A 4476-nucleotide genomic window follows, 5' to 3' on the forward strand; every position below is an offset into this window, starting at 1 on the left:
CCCCCCCCCCCCCCCCCCGCGGCGGCTCTCGCGGCGCTGGCACTCACCGCCTGCGGCGCCGAGAAGACGGACGCCGACGGATCGCAAGGCGCCCTCGCCGACACCGCCGGGTCCCCCTCCGGCGTCGCCTTCACGGAGATGCTGAACACGGTCGCGCAGCAGTGCCCCCCGAACGCTCCGGCGCAGACACCGTCGTCCGGTCCGGCGCAGAGGCCGTCGTCCGGTCCGGCGCAGACGCTGCGGTCCGGTCCGGCGCAGACGCTGCCGTCCGGTCCGGCGCAGAGGCCGTCGTCAGGGGAGACACCGCCGCCCGGGGAGACACCGCCGAGCGACGCGATCGAGCCGATGGTCCCCACGGCGGGGCCGGAGGTGGAGTTGAACGCTCGCGACTGGTGCGCGAGCAACCTCCATGAAGAGCGCATCGCGCACGCGCTCTGGGATCTGGCGGATCCCACCCCCACCGAGGTCAGGAAGATCCTGAACGACCTCGGCTACATCGACGAGCGCATCCACGACCTCAAGCAGTCCGGCGCGGCCACGCACTTCTTCCTCGATCTGCGTGATCAGGGCGGAAGGCTCTGCCTGGACGGCTCGGCGGCCGGCGAGCAGACCGTCGTCGACAAGTGCGTCGCCCCGGCGACCGGCCCGTTCGCACCTGGAGAACGGAAAGTCTGAGTACCAGGGCGGTTCCGGCCGAACTCCGGAACCGCCCCCGCGCGCCGCGAGCCGCGAGGTCACGACTGGGTCAACTTCTTCACTTTTCCCTCACATTCGACGCACCGGTGTCGATAGTTTCCCCCCTCACGCACTTAACCAGGGGGTCCCGTGAGCCACTACCAGCCTCAACCGCCGCTGCAGCCGCCCCCCGGACCGCCGCCTGCGCGTCCCGCACCGAAGTGGGCACGCAAGCGCTTCGTACTGCCCGCCCTGGGCCTGGCGTTCATCATCGGCGTGGGCAGCGCCGGTGCGGACGGCCAGAATCCGAACGCGACGAAGACGGCGGCCAGCGACAAGGCCCAGCCGACAACGACAGCGACGGCCACGGTCACCGCGACGGCCACGGCGACGGAGACCGCGAAGCCGAAGCCCGCGCCGACGGTGACGGAGACAGTCACCGTGAAGGTGACCGTCACCGCGCACGCCGCCGCGGGGTCCGGCACGGGCGGCAGTTCGACGTCCGGCGGCTCATCGTCCGGCGGCGGGTCCAGCTCGTCGGGCGGCTCCAGCTCTGCGGGCGGCGGTGCGACGGCACTGTGCAATGACGGCACGTACTCGTACGCCGCTCACCATCAGGGTGCTTGCTCGCACCACGGCGGCGTGTCTGTCTTCTACCGGTAGCCGACGCCTCTCGCACGGGCGTGTCGTGGACGGGACGCGCCGCTCGGCGCTCACACCCACCGAACGGCCGCACCGCTTGCCGCGCCCGGCCCGACAGACGGGGACATCACCGAGGTCGCGGTGCGCGCAGGCAACGGCGTCGAAGCACTCCAGAGCTCACGGGCCGCCGTCCCGACTGCTCAGCCGGTGATGACGCCTGAAGATGTCAGACGGTGGGGTACTCGCTTGCCCGAGGAGGGCGTACGAACTCGGTGCGTCGCTCGTCGCTCGCCCCCAGGGCACGGAAGTTGCTGCGGGCTTCCGTGAGGCTGATCCGGCCGTTGGGACCGCCCAACACCCGGTCGGCATTGTCGTCGCCCTGGCCGTCATCCTCCCAGAAGCACACGGGACAGATCTCGAAGCAGCCGCGCTCATCGAGGGTCAGGAAGCCGCAGCAGGGACAGGGGTACGGACCGTTTTCGGCCTTCCCGCGGTTGTTGACGAACGGAGTGACCACCATGGCATCCTGCCCTGCCGTGCCCCCAACCGCGAGCGATTTGCATAGGCACTGCTCAGCCGGGCCCCGAGCTCGGCAAGCGGTGACCCGGCACCCCTGCCCTCGTCCGGCATGAGCGCGCCCTACGCCCACCGCCCGAAGCCGAGATACGCAGACGGCGCCGTCCGTTTCGCCGCAGCATCCGCCCGAGACCGGTCAGCGCTGTGCCGACGATCGGCGAGAGCAGGCTTCTCCGGAGTCGGTGGGCGGGGTCACGCCCGTTCGGGCCACCGATGATCACAGAAGTCCCCCAGGAGCTGCCGGACAGCGCATGCACCTTCGGCCGCCGTCGAGTGGCCTCGAGGAACCGGGGACGGCCCCCAGACGGCCCACAGACGGCCCGGTCCGAGGGCGCCGCTCCCGTCGCCTGGCGGGCTATGGTCCGCCTGTGACAAGCGCAGCGGAACGTCCCCTCCTCTTCCTCGACGTCGACGGTCCGCTCATCCCCTTCGGAATGCCGTCCTATTGACGACTCATCGATCGTTCCAGCCGCCCCCACAGGACACCGCACCGGACCGCAGCCGCCACCGAGGCGCGCGTCTGCAGGCTGCGGCAGGACCGCAAACTCGGTCCGGCACGCATCGGCCCGATCCTGGGCCTGCCCGCCTCGACCGTGCACCGCATCCTCACCCGGCACGGCCTCAACCGCCTGGCCTTCCTAAACCGGCCCACCGGCCAGGTCATCCGCCGCTACGAACGCGACCGACCCGGCGAACTGCTCCACGTGGACGTCAAGAAACTCGGCCGGATCCCCGACGGCGGCGGCCACAAGATGCTGGGCCGCCAGGCCGGCCGCGCCACCCGCAGCAACATGGGCTTCGACTACGTCCACTCCGCCGTCGACGACCACAGCCGCCTGGCCTACAGCGAAATCCACGGCGACGAGAAGGCCGACACCTGCGCCGGCTTCCTGCGGCGGGCCGCAGCGTTCTTCGCCGCATCGGGTATCGACCGCATCGAACGAATCCTGACCGACAACGCCTGGCCCTACCGCAAGAGCTTCGCCTGGCAAGGGGCGCCGGCCGACCTCGGCGCGACCGGCAAACTCACCCGCGCCTACCGTCCCCAGACCAACGGCAAGGTCGAACGCTTCAACCGCACCCTGCTCGAGGAGTGGGCCTACCAGCGGTCCTACACCAGCAACACCGAACGCACCGAGGCCCTGGCAGACTTCCTGCACACCGACAACCACCATCGCTGCCACACCGCACTCGGCGGCCAGCCACCGATCAGCCGTGTGAACAACGCTGCGGGTCAATACAGCTACCGCCTGAGCGCGTCGCCTCACCGTTGGCCGGACGCCCGTACGACCTGCGGCACGCGTGCATCACGCGGTGGCCGAACGCGGGGGTGCCGATCGCTGAGGTGGCCCGGCGGGTCGGGAACTCGCCCGAGGTGATCCACCGGCGCTATCACGGGTGCATTGACGGTCACGAGGAAGCGGCCAACGAGAAGATTGCAACGGCCTTGGAGGAGGAGGGCGACTCCGTGTAGCAACCGTGAACATGCTGGAAGGACGGTCCCATGAAGCGGACCGCCCTTCCAGGGGGAGGCTGCCCTAGGACAGTCCTAGAATCACGCGGACGCGGTCTTCAACATGCTTCATCTCGGCCGGATCTAGCAGCCCGAGACGCTTCCGGAGCCTGGACTTGTCGACTGTGTGCAGGTCGGTGCAGTTGATGTAGGACTCGTCGTACTTGGTAACGCCACATTCGGGACCGGTGGGCACGTGAGTAGCGGCCGGTCCGGACGTCCCCGTGACTACTGCAACCGTCACTGCTGATAGCGGCTCGGCAATGCGATTGACCGTGAGAATGACTACGGGATGTGCACCAATAGGGCTTGGTAGAACACATCCCCAGACCTCGCCACGCAATGCAGAGCCAGGGTTCACCATTCGATTTCGTCCCCTGCTGCCAACTCCTCCGCAGTAGCAGGCAGCACACCGGCGGGAGCCGGCGCAGGAGCCCCCTGGTAGAAGGATCGAATCTCCTCAGAGGCTGCCAACTCTGCTGCCTCCCGCGAGAGCAAGCGGAGTCCTTCTCGAAGTGCATCCGAGACCGACGCCAGCTTGAGTGACTGCATCACCTGCCGTAGGTCTGCCATCTCGTCAGGCCTGAGACGGACTTGAGCCACTTCAGTAGAGCGGGACTGGCTGCCATGTTGGAGTAGGCCACGGTACTGATCAGACTTCGTGGTTTTCGTGGTCTTACTGACCGCAGGGGCCCTTGTGGTTCGTCTGCGCGTAGCGCTTGCCTCGCCTTGCTTCGTGCGGGATGAGACTGGCTCGGCCCTCTTACCTCGGGTTTTAGAGGTCATCGTTCCTCCTTCCCTAGCTGCGTAGTACAGATGTCATACATCGAGTATCCGGGGTGCGACCCGGCTGGTCAAGGCAGCATGGTTGGACTGGCTAGCGGCGCTGGTGGCGCCCTGCCTGAAGCGTGTCGGGGGTGTGTCGCGTGTATCGCAGATAGTGCGTGAACAGTGAGCCTCTTCGAGTTGGTCACCGATCGGGTGATGAGCCGTGAGCGCAACGAGCGAGGCCCCCGGGCTGTTGATCGAGATGTCTGACGTCTCAATCACGTTGCTCGGGGGCCTCGTTG

The 4476-nt window shown here is 68.1% G+C and carries 4 protein-coding genes and 1 pseudogene; 2 read left to right on the plus strand and 3 right to left on the minus strand.

The window, feature by feature from the left end:
* A partial coding sequence (locus ACN6LD_RS30275; RefSeq protein WP_445044864.1) for a hypothetical protein occupies positions 1-675 on the plus strand: 675 nt, incomplete at its 5' end.
* Positions 676-842: 167 nt separating this feature from the next.
* Here ACN6LD_RS30275 and ACN6LD_RS30280 read toward each other — a convergent pair.
* Both ACN6LD_RS30280 and ACN6LD_RS30285 read right to left on the minus strand, forming a co-directional pair.
* On the minus strand, positions 843-1259 hold the full coding sequence (locus tag ACN6LD_RS30280) for a hypothetical protein (protein ID WP_445044865.1): 417 nt from the start codon (positions 1257-1259) through the stop codon (positions 843-845).
* Between the two features lie 284 nt (positions 1260-1543).
* Positions 1544-1837 carry a CPCC family cysteine-rich protein gene (locus ACN6LD_RS30285; RefSeq protein ID WP_445044866.1) on the minus strand — a complete coding sequence of 98 codons (294 nt, stop codon included), beginning with the start codon at positions 1835-1837 and terminating at the stop codon, positions 1544-1546.
* 508 nt (positions 1838-2345) lie between these two features.
* Between ACN6LD_RS30285 and ACN6LD_RS30290 the strand changes: the two are divergent.
* Positions 2346-3134: pseudogene (locus tag ACN6LD_RS30290) on the plus strand (IS481 family transposase); the annotation flags it as partial.
* Positions 3135-3431: 297 nt separating this feature from the next.
* On the opposite strand, the gene ACN6LD_RS30295 reads toward ACN6LD_RS30290, so the two are convergent.
* A complete protein-coding gene (locus ACN6LD_RS30295) occupies positions 3432-3770 on the minus strand; it encodes a type II toxin-antitoxin system PemK/MazF family toxin (protein ID WP_319194679.1) in 339 nt (112 codons plus the stop codon).
* Positions 3771-4476: the final 706 nt, after the last annotated feature.

Source organism: Streptomyces sp. SAS_272 (assembly GCF_052543235.1).